The organism is Streptomyces sp. NBRC 110028 (assembly GCF_001417735.1).
Lineage (GTDB): Bacteria > Actinomycetota > Actinomycetes > Streptomycetales > Streptomycetaceae > Streptomyces.
Window position 1 is genome coordinate 155,914 of sequence record NZ_BBUZ01000032.1, and the last position, 18,873, is coordinate 174,786.

Consider the following 18,873-nt stretch of genomic DNA (forward strand, 5'->3'; position numbering starts at 1 on the left):
CGGAAGGGCCGTCGGGGTTTCCACGAGGAGTCTGTTGTGTTGCGTCTGCAGGGCGAGATGATCCGCGGAGGAACCAGCAAGTGCTGGATCTTCGACCGCCGCGATGTGGTGGCGAGCGGTGTGGATGCCGACACCTTGCTGCTCGCCGCCTACAACGCCGCCGACCCCCGCCAGATCGACGGTGTCGGCGGTGCCTCCTCCACCACCTCCAAGGCCGCGATCGTGGAGGCGTCGCCCGAACCGGACATCGACGTCGAATACGCCTTCGCGCAGGTCGGCATCGGTGACGAGCACGTGGAGTGGACCAGCAACTGCGGCAACTGCGCCACCGCCGTCGCCCTGTACGCCGTCCACAACGGCCTGGTGCGGATCACGTCGGACTCCACCACGGTGCGGATGCTCAACGTCAACACCGGGGCGCGCCTCAGCGGCACCATCCCCACGCCCGGAGGCGCGGCCCCCGACGAGGGCGCGGCCGCGGTGCCGGGCACTGCCGCGCTCGGTGTGCCGGTCCTGCTCGGCTTCGAGGACCCGGCGGGTACGGCCACAGGGCGCGCCCTGCCGACCGGCCGGGCCCTGGACACCCTGGCCGGGCCCACCGGCCCGGTCGAGGTATCCCTGGTCGACGCCGGCGCCCCGGCCGCCTTGTTCGAGGCCAAGGCCTTCGGCCTCGACGGCACCGAATCCCCGGCCGAGTTCTCCGCCGCGGTGCCCGCGCTCACCGTGCTGCGCCGCCGGGCCGCCCTGACCATGGGGCTGGCCGAGGAGAGCGATCCCGTCGGCCACGCCGTACCGAAGGTCGGTGTCGTCGCGGAGCCTGCCCCGTACCGCACCACGCATGGCACCCTGGTCGCACAGGACGAGTACGACCTGGCCGTGCGCATGGTCTCCATGCACGCACCCCACCCGGCGATCGGTCTCACCTCGGCCGTCGCCCTGGCCACCGCGGCCGCCATCCCCGGCACGCTCGCCCACCGCCTCGCCCGGCAGACCGCCGACGGCACGCTGCGTCTGGGCACCCCGGCAGGTGTCATCACCGCCCAAGCCGTCCCCGCGGTGGGCGGCGCGTCCCCCACGGTGCTGCTGCACCGTGCCGCCCGCCGCATCGCCCGAGCCGAACTTCTCGTTCCCGTCCTGGAAGGACGCCCCGCATGAGCCGCAACGACGCCGCGCCGGGTACCGGCACCGCTCCACCGCGCCGTATCCGACGGCTACTGTCCCTGCTCTATGTGCAGTGCCTGATCGGTGTCCTCGCCGGGGCCGCCGTCGGCTGGCTGTGGCCGGCGTTCGGAGCCGACCTGAAACCCCTGGGCGACGGTTTCATCGCCCTGGTGCGCATGATGATCGCGCCGATCATCTTCTGTACCGTCGTCCATGGCATCGCCTCCATGGGCAACGCGCGCGCCGTCGGCCGGGTCAGCCTCAAGGCGCTGATCTACTTCGAGGTGCTGACCACCGTCGCCATGGTGATCGGGCTGATCGTCGTCAACGTCGTCCAGCCCGGCAGCGGACTGCACGTCGACGTCTCCACCCTGTCCACCGAGGGGCTGCCGCCGGAGGCGACCGCGAGCCACGAGAGCTTCGCCGCGTTCGTGCTCGCCATGATTCCGGACACCCTGGTCGGCGCGCTGACCGGTCACGAGATCCTGCCGGTCCTCCTGATCTCGGTGCTGTTCGGCTTCGGCCTGAACGCCGCCGGCGAGGCGGGTCAGGGGATCACCCAGGGCATCGAGAAGCTGTCCAAGGTCCTGTTCACGCTCATCCGCTGGATCATGCGGCTGGCCCCGGTCGGCGCCTTCGGCTCCATGGCCTTCACCATCGGCAACTACGGGCTGGACACCCTGCGCCACCTCTTCCTGCTGGTCGGCTCCTTCTGGCTCACCGCCCTGTTCTTCGTCCTGGTCGTCCTGGGCACGGTCATGCGGATCAACGGACTGCGTCTGCTGCCCTTCCTCCGCTACATCAGGGAAGAGCTGCTGATCGTCCTGGGCACCTCGTCCAGCGAGCCGGTGCTGCCGCGCATGATGGGCAAGCTGGAGCACGCGGGCGCCTCCAAGCCGGTCGTCGGCATCACGCTGCCCGCCGGGTACTCCTTCAATCTCGACGGCACCGCCATCTACCTGACCATGGGCTCGGTCTTCCTCGGCCAGGCCCTCGGCATCGACCTCAGCCTCACCCAGCAGCTGTCGATGCTCGCCGTCATGCTGGTCACCTCCAAGGGCGCCGCCGGGGTCACCGGCTCCGGCTTCATCGCCCTGGCCGCCACCCTCAGCGCGGTTCCCCACGTACCCGCCGCCGCGCTGGCGCTCATCTTCGGCGTCGACCGCTTCATGTCCGAGGCCCGCGCCCTGACCAGCGTGGTCGGCAACGGTGTCGCCACCCTGGCGGTGGCCAAGTGGGAGGGGCAGCTCGACGAGGACCGCGCCAAGGCCGTCCTCCGTGGCGAGATCCCCTACACCTCCGCTTCCGATCACACCCCCGAGCCGCAGGCCGCCCCCGCACCGGGTGAGAAGCCCGCGGAGCCCGACCCGAAGCCGGCGGCCGGGACGGATCGTGAGCCCGTGGCCGCCGCCGGCTGACGTACATCCCCACGGCACAGCCGGTCCGGAGCCTCTGCTCCGGGCCGGCTGTGCCGTCCGCGCCGGCCGGACTCGCCGCCGACGACCTCCCCCACACGGCGACGATCACGGTCGGCACCCAGGTCACACGCCGGTCCTCCCGCCCGACGAAGTGAAGTACGGTCTGGCGAATGACGAACCAGCGGAAGCCCCGGGGCCCGTATCGCAAGAGCGCGGAGCGACGGGAACGGATCCTCCAGGCCGCCTACGAGGCGATCGACGAGCACGGCGAACGAGCCTCCCTGCAGGACATCGCCGACCGGGTCGGGGTGACGCAGCCCGCGCTGACGTACTACTTCCCCACCCGCGACGACTTGCTCCTCGCGGTCCTGGACCGGCGGGACGTGCTGGGCAAGTCGCTCGCCCGTGGCGCCGGAGAGGACCGGAGCATGATCGACAACATGGTGGCGAGCACGCGTCACACCACCGATCACCCCGCTCTTGCCAAGCTGTACGTCACGCTCTCGGCGGCGGCCACCGATCCGGAGAGTCCCGCGCACGGTTACTTCGCCGAACGCTACCGGGACCTCGCGGCGGAGGTCACGCAGGACTTGCAGGAGGCGCAGCGGGCCGGGGTGGTCCGGGCCGACCTGCCGGCCGAGCACCTGGCCAGGGCGGTGCTGGCGGTGCTGGACGGCCTGCAGATCCAGTGGATGCACGACCCCGCGGTGGACATCGCCGCGGTCGCCGAGTCCTTCACGCGGATGCTGGTGCCACCGCCCGGTTCCGGGCCGGAAACGGAGCCGGAAGAGTGATCGGCCGGGCCTCGACCGGCCCGGCTTTCGCGCGGCGGCCTCTCGCCGTAAATTCTCAAGATTGCTGGATTTCGGGTGCGGCAGACCACGGGAGCCCCCATGCCGCTTGATCCTTTCCTCGCCGGGAAGACGCACCTTCTCCAGGGCCTCGGCTGGGAGGACGCCCAGGCCGACCCGGAGGCCATGGCCAGGTTCACGGAAATACTTCCGCGATGAAATACTTCCGCGATCCGGGCGAGTGGACCATGCCGGTTGTCTCCGTCGAGAACCACACCGTCCCCGGGCCCCACGGAGAGGTCCCCATCCGGACCTGCGCCCTGTAGTGGAACTGGGGCATGAGGGCGACACCGGCGGCCACCACGGTGCGGCCTTCGGGACTGGTGGGCCGGGGTTCGCGGTGCGGCTGGCAACGGTCCGTTGCACGGGCGGGTTCTTCGACGATCCGCTCGATGGGGTGCCGCCGGAGCTGGTGAAGTGCCTGGCCGAGCAACTGGACATCGATGATCCGTCTACGCGGTGTCCGGGCCCTGTGGCGACCTGTTGCCGGCGGACCGTTTCACCCTCACCCTGACCCGCCGGCGGGGGCCGGCCGGTCCTCCTGCTTGACTTCGAGCGCGCTCCAAATCCTAGTGTCGAAGGCGTTCGTCAGCCCTCGAGGTACCGCCCGGTCCGCCGGGCAGGAGGAGTATCCGCGCATGATCACCCGAATCACGCTCGGCTCGCCCGGGCTCACCGTCAGCGCGATGGGCCTGGGGTGCATGGGGATGAGCGAGAGCTACGGCGCCGCCGACTGGGACGGCGGCCTGGCCACCATCAACCGGGCCCTGGAGCTGGGCATCACGTTCCTGGACACCGCCGACGCCTACGGCACCGGGCACAACGAGGTGCTGGTGGGCCGGGCCATCCACGGCCGCCGGGACCAGGTGCAGCTGGCCACCAAGTTCGGCATCGATCGCAGCGCCGGTGACCGGGCACGCCGCATCCGCGGCGCCCGGGACTACGTGCTGCGCGCCTGCGACGCTTCGCTGCTGCGGCTGGGCGTCGAGGTGATCGACCTGTACTACGCCCACCGCCCGCCCCAGGACGTGGAGATCGAGGAGACCGTCGGGGCGATGGCCGAGCTGGTCGAGGCGGGCAAGGTCCGCCATCTGGGCCTGTCCGAGGTCGACGGCGAGCTGCTGCGCCGGGCGCACGCGGTGCACCCGATCACCGCGGTGCAGAGCGAGTACTCGCTGTGGACCCGCGATGTCGAGGCGGTGACCCCGGTGATGGCCGAGCTGGGGGTCGGGTTGGTGCCGTACTCGCCGCTGGGGCGGGGGTTCCTGACCGGCGCCCTGGACCGCTCCACGCTGGGTGAGAAGGACTTCCGGCGCACCAACCCCCGCTTCGCCGGCGAGGCGGGCGAGGCCAACGAGAAGATCGCGCAGACCGTGCGCGAGGTGGCCGACCGGCTGGGTGCCACCCCGGCCCAGGTGGCGCTGGCCTGGGTGTACGCCCAGGCCGAGCGGCTCGGGGTGGCGGTGGCGACCATTCCGGGCACCCGCAGCCCGGCCCGGCTGGAGCAGAACGCGGCCGCGCTGGAACTCACCCTGGACGCCGAGGCGCTGGCCGCGCTGGACCCGCTGAGCGACCAGGTGATGGGCGAGCGCTACCTACCCGCGTTCACCGCTGAGATCCCTCGGTGACCTCGCCGATCACGACCAGCCGGGGCACGCCGACGCTCAGCCCTGTCGGCCTCGGGGCTGGTGGCTCGCATGGTGAGGTGACGCGTGTTCCTCGTTGAGGTCGGTCCTGGTGCCACCGTGTGTGGTGGCCAGGGGCGTATCGGCTCCAGGTTCCTCCGGCTTCCGTGACCAGGCGAGTGGCTGTCTTGTCGTGGTAACCGAGCGCCCTCGCGATAACGGGCGCCGGGGCTTGGAGGACGAGCCGGCGGATCGCGGAGGTCCTGCCTCGCTGCGGCGGGACACCGATCTCCCGCAGGTGGACTTGGAGGCTGACCGGGTTCATCGGCTGGCCGGGCTGTCGGCCGGGGAAGAGCCACTGGGAGCTTCTGCTGCTGGCGTAGGGCAAGCGCTGACAGGACTGGACGTATGCCCGCATGAGGTCAGCCCTTCTCCGCAGGCTCCGCATCTGGTGCCAGATGGCGAAGCGCTGGGAAAGCCGCCGGTGTTCGGGGTTCTCAATGGTGGCGAGCCTGGTGCAGCCCGTCATGGGTGAGCGGGATGCTGCCGGTGGCCAGGCCCCGGAGGAGACGGACGACGTTGGGATTGCGGAGCCAGATCAGGCGGCTTCCGGCGTTTGATCTCGCCCGGCTCGGGCGGGGGTCTGCGGCGGCTTGCGGGCCGGTTGTCGCGGAGTTTGTGAGGCCCGATGTGGTGGTGATGATGGCAGGCAGGGCGAGGCAGGGTGAGCGGGCCGCCGCGACGCGGGAGGGCATGAACCGCTGTCTGCCCGACTTGCCTGCCGAGGTGTACGAGGAGCGCGCCGCCATGACGCGCCATCTGGTCACGCAGATGGCCGCCGAAAGGGAGCGCGCCCTCGCCGACGACGCCCCTGCCTGCTCCCGTGCCACGTGGTGCGATGTCGCCACCGGCCTCATCGACGTGATCGTCGCGTTGTGGCAGGCGCCGGTCACGCAGACCACTCCGGAACGCATCGACCCCGACACCCGGCTCGACCAGCTCGGCCTGGAGTCGCTGATGGCGGCCGAGCTGAGCTCCGTGCTGCAGCGCAGGCTGGACTGCGTCGTCCCGACGATGGAACTGGCCACCGCGGCCGGTGTCCGGCAGCTCGCCCCGCGCCTTCTCGGACGGGTCAGGCGAGGCGCATGACACCGCGTACGCCCTTCCCCACCCCGGAGCTCAACCGGCTCACCGACCGGCAGACCGCGCGGATCCGGCTCTACTGTGTGCCACCGTCCGGCACCGGATCGGAGTTCTTCCTGCCCTGGACCGCCGCATTCTCCGACCTGTTCGACCTGGTGGCCGTGGACCTGCCGGGCCGCGGCACCCGCACCGGGGAACCGTCGATCACCGACATCGGCTGGGCCGCCGCCGGCATCGCGGAAGAGATCGCCGGTGACCTGCGGCACCGGCCACCCGCCGACGGTTTCTACGCCGTCTTCGGCCACAGCTTCGGAGCGCTGCTCGCCTTCGAGGCCACCCAGCGCCTCCGGTCGGCGTCACGCACCGAACCGGACCTGCTCGCCCTCTCCGCCGTTCCGCCACCGGACCGCGACGGCCTCGACGACCACATCGCGCGCAACCTCGGCACCGGGATCGCCGTCATCACCGAGATCATGGGCTGGGAGCCACCGGCCGAGGACGCGCTCACACGCACCGTCTACACCCCGTTCCTCGCGGACGCGGTGGCGCTGCTGCACCATACGCGGCGGTCCTGGCCGCCGCTGCGCGCGCGGCTGAGCGTCTTCGGTGGACTCGACGACCCGATGGTCGACCCCGGGACCCAGCACGAGTGGAGCGCCTGTACGACGGCCGACGCCCGGGTCCACCGCTTCCCCGGTGGCCACCACTATCTGCGCACCCAAGTGGCCGAGGTGGTCGGCCGGCTCACGGACGATCTGCTGGCCGCGTACCGGAATCCGGCGGGCCGGTGACCTCGCCCAGGAGCTGCGGACCGTTGTTGCGGGTGTTGTTCACCGCCGTCGAAACGGGCCGAGCGCTCAAGTGGCCGTCCGCGGGCTGAGTGAGCAGGCCGCGCAGCTCGCCGGCGTCGTCGCGGTGAGGGTCGAGCCAGGCATCGTAGTGCTCCGGGGCCAGGGCGAGCGGCATGCGGGGGTGGACGCGGCCGGCCGCGTCGGTGGCCTCGGTGGTGATGATGGTGCAGGTCATCAGCCAGCCGCCCGGGTCGTCGTCGCCCGCTTCCGGGTCGCGCCAGTACTCGTACAGGCCGGCGAGGGCCATCACCTGCTCATCGGTGGGGTGGATGAAATACGGCTGCTTGCGCCTCTTGCCGCTCTGGTCGTTCCCGAGCTGCTGCCATTCGTAGAACCCATCGGCCGGGAGCAGGCAGCGGCGCCGGGCGAAGGCGGTGCGGTAAGCGGGCTTCTCGTGCACGCTCTCCACCCGCGCGTTGATCATGCGGGATCCGATCTTCGGGTCTTTCGCCCAGGAGGGCACCAGCCCCCACCGCAGCGGCCGCAGCTCCCTGCGCACCGACGACGCCCCGTCGTCGTCCCGGCGCGGGGCGCGCTCGAGGACGGCATAGACCTCGTCGGTGGGGGCGACGTTCCAGTTCGGTTCCAGTGTCTCCTCGGAGCGCCAGTCGAGGACGCCGAAGAGCCGGGTCAGGTCCTGCGGGCTGCGGGTGGACACATAACGGCCGCACATATCGCCACTGTGCCACGCATCCCCCCGGGACGGCGGATGGCCCACGCCACCACAGCCGCACAGCATGCCGCGCGCCGGCCGCTTCGAAGGCGGCCGCCCTGGTAACCCGTCGCGGCGGTCCCGGCGGCCGATGAGGGCCCGCCGGTCACCACCCGCTGTGATGGCCACGCGGAGGGACATGGAACCGCTACTGATCACCTTCGGGCACGGCACCGCCGGCCGTGAACAGATCATCCGGCTGCTTCATGGAGCCGGTGTCACGTCCGTCGTCGACGTACGCATCGCCCCGGGCAGCCGTCGCGATCCGGACCTGGCCAGGGAGCGGCTGGAGGTGTGGATGCCCGCACACGGGATCGCCTACCGCTGGGAGCCCGACCTCGGCGGGTTTCGCAAACCGCCTCCTCACAGCCCGGACGTGGTCTGGCGCAACGCGTCCTTTCGCGGCTATGCCACACACACCAGAACGCCCGGTTTCCTCGCCGCCATGGAACGGCTGCTGCACGACGCCGCGATGGCTCGTACGGCGGTGATGTGCGGCGAAGCGGTCTGGTGGCGCTGCCACCGCCGCCTGATCGCCGACTTCGCCGTCCTCGCGCGAGGGACGCCGGTGCACCATCTGATGCACGACGGGAAACCGCGCCTCCACGTGCCGACGGCGGGTGTGCGGCTGCGCGAGGACGGTCTGCTTGTCTACGACGACCTCGCGGCAGCACACGCGCCGGGCGGACCCCGCACGTCCTGACCGGCCGGATGGGGGGCACAGGGCTATGCGTCGCGAGGGAGTCGGGTACCCAGCAGATCTTCCATCGCGGCTGTCATCCCACCGACGAGGTCGAGTCGCTGGTCGATGAGCCACTGGAGCTGGAGCCCGTCCCACACGGCCACGAGGACCCCCGCGATCGCGCGGGGGTCGCGGCTGTTGGAGACGCGGCCCTTGTCCTGGTCCCGCCGGATGGTGATCGCGAGGGTGGCGATGACCCTCTCGTACCTGTCACGGAACCACTGGTGCGCGGGATGGTCCGGAGCTGAGGATTCCGCAGCCATGAGGGCGAGCAGGCGCAGCATCTCCTGCCGCTCGAGGTTGCGACGAACGTACTGCAGCACGGCGTACGCCACGCCCTCGCTGCGGCTGTCCGACTGGAAGGAGGCGACGCTTGCGAAGTCGGCGTTCTCGAGGACGGCCACCAGGAGCGCGCTCTTGCTCGGGAAGTGGTGCACGACGCTGGTCAGGCTGAGATCGAGTTGTTTGGCGATCTCCCGCAGGGACCCGCCTCGGTAGCCGCGCGCCGAGAAGACGGATGTGGCGGAGCTGATGATCTCGGCTCGGCGTCGCGCGCTCTTGGCGTAGGGGCCACGCCGAGCGACTGGGCGAGTCTGTTCGGTCATGGCATCAACCCTATGGCGGCGCGGCCGCGCCGCGCTCCGTCGCCTCTCCACACACGCCCCGGCTTTCGCCTTGTCGAAACTGTGGCACCTGTTCGGTTTTCGCTGTACCGTCTCGCTCACCTACACCACGGCGTGCGGAAGAGCCGCTCACGCATCCCTCGGGTGGAGAGGAACAGGCAGGAATGTTCAGATCACAAACCGCGAAGACATTCGTTCTCGGATTGGCCGCCGCGCTGCTCATGACCGGCTGCGGCCGGACCGGCACCCCCCGTGGGCAGGAGTCCGCAGGCACGCCCATCGACAGCTCTCCCGCGACCGGCGACATCACGGTATGGGCAATGGGAACGGAGGGCGAGCTGCTGCCCAAGCTCGCCGCCCGGTTCGAGAAGGCGAACCCCGACGCGAAGGTGAAGGTCACGGCCGTTCCGTGGCAGGACTACGGCAAGAAGGTCGAAACGGCGATCGCGTCCGGTGACACCCCTGACGCCACCTTGGTGGGTGCTTCGGATCTCGCGATGTTCGCGTCCACGGGCGGGCTGGAGCAGGTCCCGCCGAAGCTCGTCGACGACTCGGCTTTCTACCGGGGTGCCGTCCGCAGCAGTGCCTTCGAAGGGGCCACGTACGGCGTCCCCTGGTACGTGGAAACCCGCTCCCTGTTCTACCGCAAGGACCTGGCGCGGGCCGCCGGAGTGTCCGCGCCGAAGACCTGGGACGAGTACGGCCCGTTCCTCAAGGCCCTCCAGAAGGAAGGCGCCAAGTGGGGCCTCTCGCTGCCCACCGGCGCGGCGCAGAGCTGGCAGAGCGTGTTGCCCTTCATGTGGCAGGCCGGCGCCCGGCTCATGAACGAGGACAAGACCGAATTCACCTTCGACACCCCTGAGGCGCTCAAGGGGCTGGAGTTCTACCAGTCGTTCTTCACCTCGAAGACCGTGAGCCGGAACGGCCCGGTGAGCCTCGGAGAGATCGAGCCGGACTTCGTCGACGGGTCCACCGCCGCACTCATTTCCGGCCCGTGGGAGCAAGGCCTGCTGAAGTCCGCCGGTGGCGCGTCCTTCGTCGACGACAAGGTGGGGATCGCGCCGCTCCCGGCGGGACCGCGTTCCAACGCCGGCTACATCGGCGGCGGGCACTGGGCGGTGTTCAAGAACGCCGAGAACCGCGAAGGGGCCTGGAAGTTCATCCGGTGGACGGCCCGGTCCGGCAGCCAGAAGGCATGGCATGAGCTGTCCGGCGACCTTCCCGCCGTACAGTCGGCCTGGAACGAGGGAAAGCTCGCTACGGACACCGCCCTGGGCGTCTTCCGGTCCCAGCTCAAGACCGCACAGCCGGGGCCGACGGCCATCACGTGGAAGCAAGTCACCGCGGTACTGGACGCCGAGATCGAAAAGGTCGCCAAGGGAATCTCCTCGCCGAAATCGGCTCTCGAGCGGATCCAGGCCAAGGCCTCGACGATCGGAACCGGAAACCACCGATGACTCCGACCGCCGCTGCGAAAGCCCCACCGGACCGCGCCGCCATCACCCGGCGAACCGATCCGCCAAGGACCGCATCGGGACGCCTTCGGCGTACGCTGATCGCCTGGGGATTCTGCTCGCCGTTCATCGCGCTGTTCGCCACCTTCGGTCTCTGGCCCGTCGTCTCTTCCCTGTCGATGAGCGTCACCGACATCACCAGCAGGGACGTACGGGCACCCTTCCAGGTCGACTTCGTGGGCCTCGACAACTACAGCGCCCTGTTCTCGGATCCCACGTTCGTCCGCGCGATCCTCAACACCCTCTATTTCGTCGCCGCGGGAATCCCCCTGACGATGGTGATCGCCCTCGCTCTCGCCGTCGCACTGAACTCGGGGATCCGGCGCGCGAAGGCGCTTTTTCGGGTCGCGTACTTCGCCCCTGTGGTGACCAGCATCGTAGCCATCGCAGTGGTGTGGAGATACCTCTACAAACCGGACGGGATGATCAATTCCATCCTTGCCGGCGTAGGAATCCACGGCCCCGACTGGCTGAACGATCCGGACTGGTCGATGCCCGCGCTCATCCTGATGGCGGTGTGGCGCCACTTCGGCATCCCCATGGTGATCTTCCTGGCGGGGCTGCAGGCGGTGCCTGCCGAACTGTACGAGGCGGCGCGCATCGATGGCGCTACCCGCTGGCGCTCCTTCCGCAGCATCACCCTGCCGCTTCTCAGGCCGACCACATTGATCGTGGCGGTACTTCTGAGCGTCAGCTACCTCCAGTTCTTCGAAGAACCGTTTGTGATGACCAGTGGCGGTCCGCTGGACAGCACGACATCGATCAGCTACTACGCGTACCAGCAGTTCGGCTTCGGCAATTACGGCTTGGCCTCCGCCGCCTCGTACGTGCTGGTGGCCGCGATCGCGCTGCTCAGCTTCGTTCAATTCCGCATCTTCCGAGCGAAAGCCTGACATGATCACCACGACCGCAAGGACGGTTCCGGTCAACCGCGCCGTCAGCGCACGCCGACGCATCCCGACTTCCCGCATGCTGCTGTACGGTGCCTTGACCCTGGGGCTCCTCGCGACGCTGGCTCCGTTCGCCTGGATGTTTCTCGGGTCGGTCAAGCCGACTGGCGAAATCGTCGCTCATCCGAGTTCCTGGCTCCCGGATGCTCCGACGCTCGTCAACTTCGACCAGTTGCTCTCGAAGCAGAACTTCGGACTGTACTTCTTCAACAGCGCGCTGGTCGCCCTGGCTTGCGTCCTGGGAAATCTGCTGTTCTGCTCCATGGCCGGGTATGCGTTCGCGAAGATCGAGTTCGCCGGAAAGCGCCTTCTGTTCAGCCTCGTCCTCACCATGCTGATCATTCCGGGTGTCACCACCTTCGTACCGCTCTTCGTCCTGGTCAGCAACATGGGCCTGAGCAACTCCTATCTCGGGTTGATCCTGCCCTTCCTTGTGACGCCGCTCGGCGTGTTCCTCATGCGGCAGTTCATCCGGGACATCCCGGATTCGCTGGTCGAGGCGGCCCGCCTCGACGGTGCCGGTGAGGTGCGGACGTTTCTCCGGGTGATCCTCCCGCTCTGCCGTCCTTCTCTCGCGACGCTGGCGATCCTGACGTTCCTCGCGCAGTGGAACAACTTCCTGTGGCCACTGGTGATCGCCCAGACCGAGGAGCACTACACGCTGCCCGTCGCGCTCGCGTTGTTCTCCGTGGGCGCCAACGGCACCAACTACGGCCTGCTGCTCGCCGGCGCGGTAACCGTCGTCACACCGATCGTCCTCCTCTTCCTGGTCCTCCAGAAACATTTCGTCCAGGGAATCGCCAACACCGGCATCAAATAGCCGGAATGCCGCCGGGGCCGACTTCATCGAAACATCGCGTGACAACACGCGAAGAACAGGAGAACCGAAGATGCTTCGCCCGCAGGACGGTCCCACACGCGAACGCCGCTCACTGGGCGGTCTGTGGAGGCTCCGGCTCGACCCGGAGGGAGCCGGCCGCACCGAAGGCTGGTGGCGCTCGCCCCTCACAGCGGCTGTGGACATCCCGGTACCGGCCAGCTACAACGACATCTTCCCCGACGCGACAGTCCGCGACCACGTCGGCGACGCGTGGTACCAGACGAGCATATGGGCGCCGGCCCGGTGGGCAGGGGAGCGGATCGTCCTGCGCTTCGACGCGGCCACACACCGCGCCACCGCCTGGATCAACGACACCGAGGTCGTCACACACGAAGGCGGCTACACACCGTTCGAGGCCGACGTCACCGCACACGTGCGCCCGGGAGCCGAGAACCGTGTCACCGTCGTGGTCAACAACGAGCTGACGTGGGAGTCGATACCGCCGGGCCGCGTCGAGGAACGTCCCGACGGCCGCCGGACACAGCGGTACTTCCACGACTTCTTCAACTACGCGGGTCTGCACCGGCCGGTCTGGCTGTACACCACCCCCCGTACGCACATCAGCGACATCACCGTGGCCACGAGCTTCGAGGCCACGACCGGCGTGGTCGACTACCGGGTGGACAGCACCGGGGAGGCGGACACGGTCCGCGTGGCGTTGCGCGACGCCTCCGGCGCCGAGGTGGCCACCGCCACCGGTGCCGTCGGCACACTACGCGTGCCCGACGTGCATCCCTGGGCACCGGGCGACGGCTACCTCTACGAACTGGTGGCCACGCTGTCGGACACGTCGGGCGGCATCGTCGACGACTACCGTCAGTCCGTCGGCGTGCGCACCGTGGAAACACGGGGCAAGCAGTTCCTGATCAACGGAGACCCCTTCTACTTCAAGGGATTCGGCAAACACGAGGACGCCGCGGTGCGCGGCAGGGGCCACGACGACGTGCTGATGGTGCATGACTTCGCACTGCTGGAGTGGACCGGCGCGAACTCGTTCCGGACCTCGCACTACCCCTACGCGGAAGAGGTCCTCGACTATGCCGACCGCCACGGTGTGGTCGTGATCGACGAGACCGCGGCGGTCGGCCTCAACCTCAATATCGGCGGAGGTGTCTTCAAGACCGGCAAGGTGGCCACGTTCTCCTCCGACACCATCGGCGAACGCGCCCGGCACACCCATCTGCAGGCGATCCGGGAACTCGTGGCGCGCGACAAGAACCACCCCAGCGTCGTCCTGTGGTCCATCGCGAACGAGCCCGACAACGTCCAACCGGAGGCCCGCGACTACTTCGCCCCGCTGGCGGCCGAAACCCGCCGGCTGGACCCGACCCGGCCCGTCGCCTACGTCAACGCACTGATGGGCTCACCGGACCAGTGCGCGGTCACCGACCTGTTCGACGTCGTACTCCTCAACCGCTACTACGGCTGGTACTTCGGCCCCGATGACCTGGCAGCGGCCGAGACCGAGCTGGAGGCCGAACTGCGGCAGTGGGCGGAGCGGCACGACAAGCCCATCGTCATCACCGAGTACGGCGCCGACACCTACCCCGGTCTGCACAGCGCCGTGCCCAGCCCCTGGACGGAGGAGTACCAGACGGAGCTGCTCGACGTGTATCACCGGGTATTCGACCGGGTCGACGCGGTGGTGGGAGAACAGGTCTGGCATTTCGCCGACTTCGCCACCGCGCCCGGCGTCTTCCGCGTCGACGGCAACAAGAAGGGCGTCTTCACACGCGAGCGCCGCCCCAAGAGTGCCGCCTTCAGCCTGCGCGCCCGGTGGCGAAAGGCCGACTGAGCACGGGAGAGAAGGCGGATCACGTCAGTCGGCGCGGCCTTCATCGCGCTGCGTCCGCCTCCCGGTCATCCGGCCGGGGACGACCGCGAGCGGGCGTTTCCCTCGGGAAGCGCCCGCTCGCGGTCATGTCAGCACGTGCGGTGAACCCACCGAGGGGCTCAGCCACTGGTCCAGTGACATTCACGCACGCGGTCAACCAGCAGCCAAGGAGAACCCCGGTTTCCTGCCGGGTCTGAACGCGGGAGCCTTCAACCTCGGCGCGGGCCTCGGCTTCGCCCTCGTCTACGCGGCCCGGACCGCCGCCGAGCCCGCGGACAAGACGTCCACCACCGGATACGGCGCGGGCATCATCACCGGAGCCGCACTCATCGCCACCGCCTTCGCGACGTCCTTCCTGATCCCGAAGCCGGTGGAGGCGGAAGCGACGCTCGTGACGCCACCGGTCGGCCGTGCATCCGAGTACCAGGGCGACGGCCACCGGTCCGGCGCGGCCAGGCGAGGCGATTGCCGGCAGCCCGTGCGGTGACCTGACTCCCGAACACCTCCGCACAAGCCCACCCGCCCGGAGGGGCGTCGGTGGCGCCCCTCCGGGCGGGGAAGCGACCGGACCGCTCAGTCCTCCGCTGCGTGCTCGTCATCGTCGGGGGAGAGCAGTGAGCCGCCGGCCGAGGGGGCCACGGTGAACATGTTGATCAGGCCGTGGGGCGCGTCGTCTCCGTAGAACAACTCGTGGACGAAGGCGCCTTCGACGGCGGCCGCGGCGCTGCGGGGGAACATGGCCTGCTCGTATGCGGTGAGCGCGGTCTCGAGGTCGTCGGGGTGCGCGGCGAGGGCCTTGCCGAGTTCGGCGGCGTCGGTGAAGTCGATGGCCGCGAACCAGTCCCGCGGCCGGGCGAGCATCACGTAGGTGTGCAGCGTGCCGCCCTTCTCCCGGTGCGTCAGGAATCCCTTGCCGGGCGCGAGCGCGAACAGCGACCCGCCGCCGACCGCTTTCGCGGCGGCTGGGTGGAGGGTGTCGGCGTCGAACAGGTAGGTCTCGACGCCCGACATGCCGATGTACTCGGGGGTGGCGTCGGACAGCAGCGGCCGGACTCGGGACCACGCGCCGTCCGCGCCGACCAGCAGGCCGGTGGTGATGGTGGTGCCGTCGGTGAAGGTCACCTGGTGGCGGCCCCGGCCGAGGGCGCGGGTTCCGCTGACCTTGTGCCCCCACCGGACGGTGTCGGCCGGGAGCGAGCCGAGGAGCATCTGCCGCAGCTCACCGCGCAGCACACCTCGGGGCTGCCACCGGTACCGTCGTCGGCCCGGTCGAACAGAACGCTCCCGTCCCGGTCCAGGACCCGCATCGCCTGGCGGCCTTCCAGGACGAGGCCGCGGAGCTCGTCCGTCAGGCCGGCCGCCTGTAAGGCCGGCTGTCCGCTGTCCTCGTGGATGTCGAGCATCCCGCCCTGGGTGCGCGCCGTCGTGGAGGACTCCGCCTCGTAGACGGTGGCCGGGACGCCGTGCACGTGCAGGACGCGGGCGAGTGTGAGGCCGCCGAGTCCGGCACCGATGATCGTGATCTCAGGGGGCATGGTGGTTCCTTGCTGTCGCACGCCTGCCGGATGGGCGCCCGGCAGGATCTCTGTGGAAGGTGTCAGCCCCCGCGGGAAGACCACCGCCCGCCAGGTGGCCCCGGCCGTCCGATGAAGGACGGCAACAAGATGGCCTACGACCGGGCGGGCGGACGAGTGCAGCGGTCCCTGGCCAGCCGGGTGCGCAACGCCGAGGAACGGCTGCGCCGCCTGCTCGACGACCCGGTCCCGCCCCCGCCCGAGCCGCTGCGCTTCACCCCCGTGCTGCGTGCCCGCCACCTCCAGAGCGTCGTACTCGACGCCGTGGACATCGCCGTCACCGACCGGCTCGACCGTGCGAGCCTCACCGTCACGGCGGGCGAACGCCTGCTGATCACGGGGCCGAACGGAGCGGGCAAGAGCACCCTGCTCGGCGTCCTGGCCGGAGAAGTCGCCCCCGACAGCGGGAGCGTCACCCGCCGCGGCAGGGTCGGGCACCTCCCCCAAGAGCCGCACCCCGGGGAGCCGGACGAGACCGTGCTGGCCGCCTTCGCCCGTGGACGGGCGGGGGAGGCCGCCGCGTACACCGAGCAACTGCTGTCCCTCGGCCTGTTCGGCCGCGACCAGCTCACGGTGCCGGTCGGCCGACTGTCCACCGGGCAGCTGCAGCGTCTCGCCCTGGCACGATTGCTCAGCGAGCCGTCCGACGTCCTGTTGCTCGACGAACCCACCAACCATCTGTCGCCCGCCCTCGTCGAGGAGCTGGAGGCCGCTCTCACCGGGTACAACGGCGCCATCGTCATCGTCAGCCATGACCGCCGGCTGCGTCGGCGCTGGCAGGGCGCCCACCTGGCCATGCGCGCCACCTCGACGTCCGCCACCCGGTGCTGAGGCCTCCGGGCCAGCCGACACCTGTTCAGAAAGGGAAGCAACTCGTGATGCCCTCTGTTCCCCCCGACCCGGCCGTGCTCCATCCGATGCCCGGGCAGCCGCGGGTGGTCCTGCTGAAGCCACTGGTCACCTCGCCGCTGATCGAGGTCGGAGAGTTCTCCTACTACGACGACCCCGATGATCCGACGGCCTTCGAGACGCGCAACGTGCTCTATCACTACGGACCGGAAAAGCTGGTCATCGGGAAGTTCTGCGCGCTGGGCGAGGGCGTGCGGTTCATCATGAACGGTGCCAACCACCGCATGGACGGCCCCTCGACGTTCCCCTTCCCGATCATGGGCGGTTCCTGGTCCGAGCACTTCCCCCTCATCACCGGCCTGACCGGGCGGGGAGACACCGTGGTGGGCCATGACGTCTGGTTCGGTTACCGGGCCATGGTGATGCCCGGCGTCCGCATCGGGCACGGAGCGATCATCGCTTCCGGCTCCGTCGTCGTGGACGACGTCCCCGACTACGGCATCGTCGGCGGCAACCCCGCCCGCCTCATCCGCCGCCGCTACAGCGATGCGGACGTCAACCGCCTCCTGGCCCTGGCCTGGTGGCACTGGCCGCTCCGGCGCATCACCGAACACGTCCACACGATCATGTCCGGCAGCATCGACGACCTGGAAAACGCGGCGGCCGCGCAGCCGGCGGAGGCGCCTCAGGACCCGCCGCCGGTGGCCGGGTCCTCGTAGGCGGGGCTGCCCACGCACCGCGGTGAGCGGCGCCTGACCAGAGACCCAATTCTCGTACCGGTATAGTATGGCCGGTATAGTTATTGGTTGCATGAGAGGGCGCCGCATGATCGAGATCCTGAGCTCCACCCAGCTGGCCCGAGCAAAAGACACCGGCGCCCTGGTCGCTGACATCCTGCAGACGCTGAAGAGCCGCAGCACGATCGGCACGAACCTGCTGGACATCGACCGGTGGGCCAAGGCCATGATCGTCGAGGCGGGAGCGCTGTCCTGTTACGTCGACTACGAGCCTTCCTTCGGGCGCGGCCCGTTCGGCCACTACATCTGCACGGCTGTCAACGACGCCGTGCTCCATGGACGGCCATACGACTACACGCTCGCCGACGGCGATCTGCTGACCCTCGACCTCGCCGTCTCCCAAGGCGGCGTAGCCGCAGACGCCGCCATCAGCTTCATCGTGGGCGACGCACAGCCCCCGGAGAGCGTCGCGATGATCAGTGCCACCGAACGCGCGCTGGCCGCGGGGATCGCCGCTGCCGGGCCCGGGGCCCGCATCGGCGACATCTCCCATGCCATCGGCACGGTCCTCGGCGAGGCGGGTTACCCGATCAACACCCAGTTCGGAGGTCATGGCATCGGGTCAACGATGCACCAGGACCCGCACGTTTCGAACGCCGGCCGGCCTGGCCGTGGATACAAACTGCGCCCTGGGCTGCTGCTGGCACTGGAGCCGTGGATCATGGCGGACACCGCTGAACTCGTCACCGATGCCGACGGATGGACGCTCCGAAGCGCGACAGGCTGCCGGACGGCACACAGCGAGCACACGATCGCCATCACCGGCGACGGAGCCGAAATCCTCACCTTGCCCAAGCGAGCGCAGTTGTGAGGCTTTGGGGCGCGCGTCGAGAAGAGAGTCAGGAGGTGGATGGTGAGGACCGTTGCTCCTGTGGCCACATCGCCCTGGGTCTTCACCACGTTCGTGGTCAGATCGGCGTTCGAATCGAGGACCAGCCGGTGATCCGCCCAGGGCCCGATTCGGCCCGTCGCCGCTGAACCGCTTCCCAGGTCGGCTCCTCGATGCCTCAACGCCCCGGGACCGTCGCTCCCACCGCTCACGACCGGTGGCCCGACGCCCCCGCTGCCTCGCCGCCGGGAGACCGGCCATCACGATCGGCATGACGGCACTGTCGCACAACGGGCCCGATGCCGTGCAGACCGTCAAACTCCGCAAAGACAGCCATCACGGTACCGATGACTGAGCAGCCTCACCAGGTCGGCGACCTGGTTCCGGGCGAGACGAAGGGCACCTTGACGCCCATGTGCTGGACGGGGAGCTCTGGCCTGCGCATCACGAGCACACGGGCGTTCATGCCGGCTCATGACCGCTGGTGCCGCAGAGCGACATCGCGCCTGATCGCAGCGCG

At 69.5% G+C, this 18,873-nt stretch carries 15 protein-coding genes and 4 pseudogenes; 16 read left to right on the forward strand and 3 right to left on the reverse strand.

From position 1 onward, the window contains the following. Positions 1 to 36: 36 nt before the first annotated feature. The 7 genes and pseudogenes from ASC60_RS24970 (at position 37) to ASC60_RS25000 (ending at position 6,989) form a co-directional block, all read left to right on the forward strand. Positions 37 to 1,155, forward strand: coding sequence for a PrpF domain-containing protein (locus ASC60_RS24970; protein ID WP_055554654.1), 1,119 nt, complete (start codon positions 37 to 39; stop codon positions 1,153 to 1,155). After that, positions 1,152 to 2,579, forward strand: coding sequence for a C4-dicarboxylate transporter DctA (gene dctA / locus ASC60_RS24975; protein WP_055554656.1), 1,428 nt, complete (start codon positions 1,152 to 1,154; stop codon positions 2,577 to 2,579). The genes ASC60_RS24970 and dctA overlap by 4 nt, the downstream gene beginning before the upstream one ends. A 170-nt stretch (positions 2,580 to 2,749) precedes the next feature. After that, positions 2,750 to 3,373 (forward strand): TetR/AcrR family transcriptional regulator, encoded by a 624-nt coding sequence (locus ASC60_RS24980; RefSeq protein WP_055554658.1) that lies wholly within the window; start codon positions 2,750 to 2,752, stop codon positions 3,371 to 3,373. Between the two features lie 695 nt (positions 3,374 to 4,068). Then, on the forward strand, positions 4,069 to 5,058 hold the full coding sequence (locus tag ASC60_RS24985) for an aldo/keto reductase (RefSeq protein WP_055554660.1): 990 nt from the start codon (positions 4,069 to 4,071) through the stop codon (positions 5,056 to 5,058). A gap of 741 nt (positions 5,059 to 5,799) precedes the next feature. Next, positions 5,800 to 6,012 (forward strand): annotated as a pseudogene (locus ASC60_RS44140) (TetR family transcriptional regulator); the annotation flags it as partial. After that, positions 5,989 to 6,204: an acyl carrier protein gene (locus tag ASC60_RS44145; protein WP_234357120.1), complete on the forward strand. Its 216-nt coding sequence runs from the start codon at positions 5,989 to 5,991 to the stop codon at positions 6,202 to 6,204. The pseudogene ASC60_RS44140 and the gene ASC60_RS44145, both read left to right, overlap by 24 nt. After that, positions 6,201 to 6,989, forward strand: a complete 789-nt coding sequence (locus ASC60_RS25000; RefSeq protein ID WP_055554666.1) for a thioesterase II family protein — start codon at positions 6,201 to 6,203, stop codon at positions 6,987 to 6,989. Before ASC60_RS44145 ends, ASC60_RS25000 begins: the two co-directional genes overlap by 4 nt. On the opposite strand, the gene ASC60_RS25005 is transcribed toward ASC60_RS25000, so the two are convergent. Next, on the reverse strand, positions 6,943 to 7,722 hold the full coding sequence (locus tag ASC60_RS25005) for an SOS response-associated peptidase (protein ID WP_055554668.1): 780 nt from the start codon (positions 7,720 to 7,722) through the stop codon (positions 6,943 to 6,945). The genes ASC60_RS25000 and ASC60_RS25005 overlap by 47 nt on opposite strands. Positions 7,723 to 7,900: 178 nt before the next feature. Here ASC60_RS25005 and ASC60_RS25010 point away from each other — a divergent pair, with 178 nt between their 5' ends. After that, the gene (locus tag ASC60_RS25010; RefSeq protein WP_107097157.1) at positions 7,901 to 8,464 is read left to right on the forward strand and encodes a DUF488 family protein; all 564 of its coding nucleotides are present in this window, start codon (positions 7,901 to 7,903) and stop codon (positions 8,462 to 8,464) included. Between the two features lie 23 nt (positions 8,465 to 8,487). Here ASC60_RS25010 and ASC60_RS25015 read toward each other — a convergent pair whose 3' ends face one another. Next, a complete protein-coding gene (locus ASC60_RS25015; protein ID WP_055554672.1) occupies positions 8,488 to 9,108 on the reverse strand; it encodes a TetR/AcrR family transcriptional regulator in 621 nt (206 codons plus the stop codon). Between the two features lie 182 nt (positions 9,109 to 9,290). Here ASC60_RS25015 and ASC60_RS25020 point away from each other — a divergent pair, with 182 nt between their 5' ends. The 5 genes and pseudogenes from ASC60_RS25020 to ASC60_RS43140 all read left to right on the forward strand — a co-directional run. Beyond that, positions 9,291 to 10,583, forward strand: a complete 1,293-nt coding sequence (locus ASC60_RS25020; protein WP_055554674.1) for a sugar ABC transporter substrate-binding protein — start codon at positions 9,291 to 9,293, stop codon at positions 10,581 to 10,583. Next, positions 10,580 to 11,533, forward strand: a complete 954-nt coding sequence (locus ASC60_RS25025; protein WP_055554676.1) for a carbohydrate ABC transporter permease — start codon at positions 10,580 to 10,582, stop codon at positions 11,531 to 11,533. The genes ASC60_RS25020 and ASC60_RS25025 overlap by 4 nt, the downstream gene beginning before the upstream one ends. A gap of 1 nt (position 11,534) precedes the next feature. Continuing rightward, entirely contained in the window at positions 11,535 to 12,410 is an 876-nt protein-coding gene (locus ASC60_RS25030; protein ID WP_055554678.1) for a carbohydrate ABC transporter permease, read from the forward strand. A 70-nt stretch (positions 12,411 to 12,480) separates the two neighbouring features. Further along, on the forward strand, positions 12,481 to 14,265 hold the full coding sequence (uidA, locus tag ASC60_RS25035) for a beta-glucuronidase (RefSeq protein WP_055554681.1): 1,785 nt from the start codon (positions 12,481 to 12,483) through the stop codon (positions 14,263 to 14,265). 205 nt (positions 14,266 to 14,470) lie between these two features. After that, positions 14,471 to 14,689: pseudogene (locus ASC60_RS43140) on the forward strand (MFS transporter); the annotation flags it as partial. Positions 14,690 to 14,877: 188 nt separating this feature from the next. Here the strand turns inward: ASC60_RS43140 and ASC60_RS38490 are convergent. Further along, positions 14,878 to 15,839: pseudogene (locus ASC60_RS38490) on the reverse strand (FAD-dependent oxidoreductase). Positions 15,840 to 15,915: 76 nt separating this feature from the next. Here ASC60_RS38490 and ASC60_RS25045 point away from each other — a divergent pair. The 3 genes and pseudogenes from ASC60_RS25045 to map all read left to right on the forward strand — a co-directional run. Further along, positions 15,916 to 16,709 (forward strand): annotated as a pseudogene (locus ASC60_RS25045) (ATP-binding cassette domain-containing protein); the annotation flags it as partial. 47 nt (positions 16,710 to 16,756) lie between these two features. Further along, a complete protein-coding gene (locus ASC60_RS25050; RefSeq protein WP_055554683.1) occupies positions 16,757 to 17,446 on the forward strand; it encodes a CatB-related O-acetyltransferase in 690 nt (229 codons plus the stop codon). Between the two features lie 106 nt (positions 17,447 to 17,552). Continuing rightward, positions 17,553 to 18,335, forward strand: coding sequence for a type I methionyl aminopeptidase (gene map / locus ASC60_RS25055; protein WP_055554685.1), 783 nt, complete (start codon positions 17,553 to 17,555; stop codon positions 18,333 to 18,335). Positions 18,336 to 18,873: the final 538 nt, after the last annotated feature.

Coding starts and splice junctions, on each gene's coding strand:
- dctA (WP_055554656.1), top strand. CDS start 1,152: ATGAGCCGCAACGACGCCGCGCCGGGTACCGGCACCGCTCCACCGCGC.
- ASC60_RS24980 (WP_055554658.1), top strand. CDS start 2,750: ATGACGAACCAGCGGAAGCCCCGGGGCCCGTATCGCAAGAGCGCGGAG.
- ASC60_RS24985 (WP_055554660.1), top strand. CDS start 4,069: ATGATCACCCGAATCACGCTCGGCTCGCCCGGGCTCACCGTCAGCGCG.
- ASC60_RS25000 (WP_055554666.1), top strand. CDS start 6,201: ATGACACCGCGTACGCCCTTCCCCACCCCGGAGCTCAACCGGCTCACC.
- ASC60_RS25005 (WP_055554668.1), bottom strand. CDS start 7,722: ATGTGCGGCCGTTATGTGTCCACCCGCAGCCCGCAGGACCTGACCCGG.
- ASC60_RS25010 (WP_107097157.1), top strand. CDS start 7,901: ATGGAACCGCTACTGATCACCTTCGGGCACGGCACCGCCGGCCGTGAA.
- ASC60_RS25015 (WP_055554672.1), bottom strand. CDS start 9,108: ATGACCGAACAGACTCGCCCAGTCGCTCGGCGTGGCCCCTACGCCAAG.
- ASC60_RS25020 (WP_055554674.1), top strand. CDS start 9,291: ATGTTCAGATCACAAACCGCGAAGACATTCGTTCTCGGATTGGCCGCC.
- ASC60_RS25025 (WP_055554676.1), top strand. CDS start 10,580: ATGACTCCGACCGCCGCTGCGAAAGCCCCACCGGACCGCGCCGCCATC.
- ASC60_RS25030 (WP_055554678.1), top strand. CDS start 11,535: ATGATCACCACGACCGCAAGGACGGTTCCGGTCAACCGCGCCGTCAGC.
- uidA (WP_055554681.1), top strand. CDS start 12,481: ATGCTTCGCCCGCAGGACGGTCCCACACGCGAACGCCGCTCACTGGGC.
- ASC60_RS25050 (WP_055554683.1), top strand. CDS start 16,757: ATGCCCTCTGTTCCCCCCGACCCGGCCGTGCTCCATCCGATGCCCGGG.
- map (WP_055554685.1), top strand. CDS start 17,553: ATGATCGAGATCCTGAGCTCCACCCAGCTGGCCCGAGCAAAAGACACC.